Below are 1,206 nucleotides of genomic sequence, written 5' to 3'. Positions count from 1 at the left end.
CCACTAGTTTAGCGGCAAAGGTACAAATTTATAGGTATTTCATCGACCTAAAGATACGATATGCCGAACTCCGCTGCGGTTTGGAAACCAGCTTCGGCCTCAATCACCGGCAGTCGGCGTCAGAAATTCCTTCTGCCGGGGGGAGCTCGGTTCGACAAGTCGAATGCGCCGAGATATTTCCCGGGCTGGCCGCTCTGTTCACCCGCTTTGGAAGTTCTCTACTCGTGCGGTAGGCAGCACGGCTGATCGCATGGCGGCGGCCGGTGGGTTGGGCAGTGCGGGGAAGCGTCTCATGGCGAGAAAACTGAAAACCTACCAGACTTCGCTGGGCTTCTTCGATCTGGCGATAGCTGCTCCCTCCATGAAAGCGGCGCTGGAAGCGTGGGGCGCAGACAGCAATCTATTTCATCAGGGTGCAGCGAAGGAAAGCGACGATCCAGACGTCGTCGCAGGGACTATGGAAAGGCCTGGCGTCGTGCTCAGGCGCCCGGTCGGATCCGACGGATCTTTCAAAGAACATGCCGAGCTTCCCACCGATCTCGGCGGCGGCAAACCAACGAAAGCGGCTCGCGAGTCGAAAGGCTCAAAGGCGAAGAAGGCTTCCTCTCGCCCCGTGGACAAGGCTGCGGAGCGAAAGGGCGCATTGGACTACCAACGGGAAGAGAGGCGCCGCGCGCTTGAACGAGCGAAGGAAGAGGCAGCCAGGCAGAAGGAACGCGCCCGCCGTCAGCAGGCGGTCGACAAGGCGCAGGCTGCGTTTGATAAGGCCGAGCAGGAGCACGCGAAACAGGCCGCGGCCATCCAGGCCGAGGTCGAGGTTCTCGAGAAAAGGTCGCAGGCCGAAGAAACGCGCTGGGATAAAGAGAAGGCGCGATTGGAAGCTGCGCTGCGCCGCGCACGGGGCTAGTTAGCGGTTCTTGGTTCGCGGCATCCGCGCGTGAAGGCTCGCGGTCGCCTTAGTATTCATCGGTCGGGATCTGTACGTGAATTGCGGCTTGGTTCACCGCGGCGCGGTCCCGTCGGTCCGCAGGAGCGAGCTCCATGACGGCCCCGGCCGGGATCATCAGCAAACTTTCCGGTGGCTTGTCCGCCCATTGTCAGAAACGATCGAATGCATCCATCAAAGGTCCTCCCGCAGGCCCCGGAAGAACGGATGCCGGACCTTTCCCTCGGCCGACTTTGCGCGATACTCGATTTCGGCCAGGG

At 61.0% G+C, this 1,206-nt stretch carries 2 protein-coding genes; both read left to right on the top strand.

What is annotated here, in order from left to right; all coding sequences use genetic code 11:
* Window positions 1-233, top strand: a 233-nt coding sequence (locus CWO89_RS47405; RefSeq protein WP_207234716.1) for a hypothetical protein, incomplete at its 5' end; no start/stop codon positions are given.
* 59 nt (window positions 234-292) lie between these two features.
* The gene (locus tag CWO89_RS44355; protein WP_130584402.1) at window positions 293-907 is read left to right on the top strand and encodes a cell envelope biogenesis protein TolA; all 615 of its coding nucleotides are present in this window, start codon (window positions 293-295) and stop codon (window positions 905-907) included.
* Window positions 908-1,206: the final 299 nt, after the last annotated feature.

This window comes from Bradyrhizobium sp. Leo170, from assembly GCF_004296405.1.
Taxonomy (GTDB): domain Bacteria; phylum Pseudomonadota; class Alphaproteobacteria; order Rhizobiales; family Xanthobacteraceae; genus Bradyrhizobium.
The sequence above is the reverse complement of the archived record's forward strand: the minus strand, read 5'-3'. Positions and strand labels throughout refer to the sequence as shown.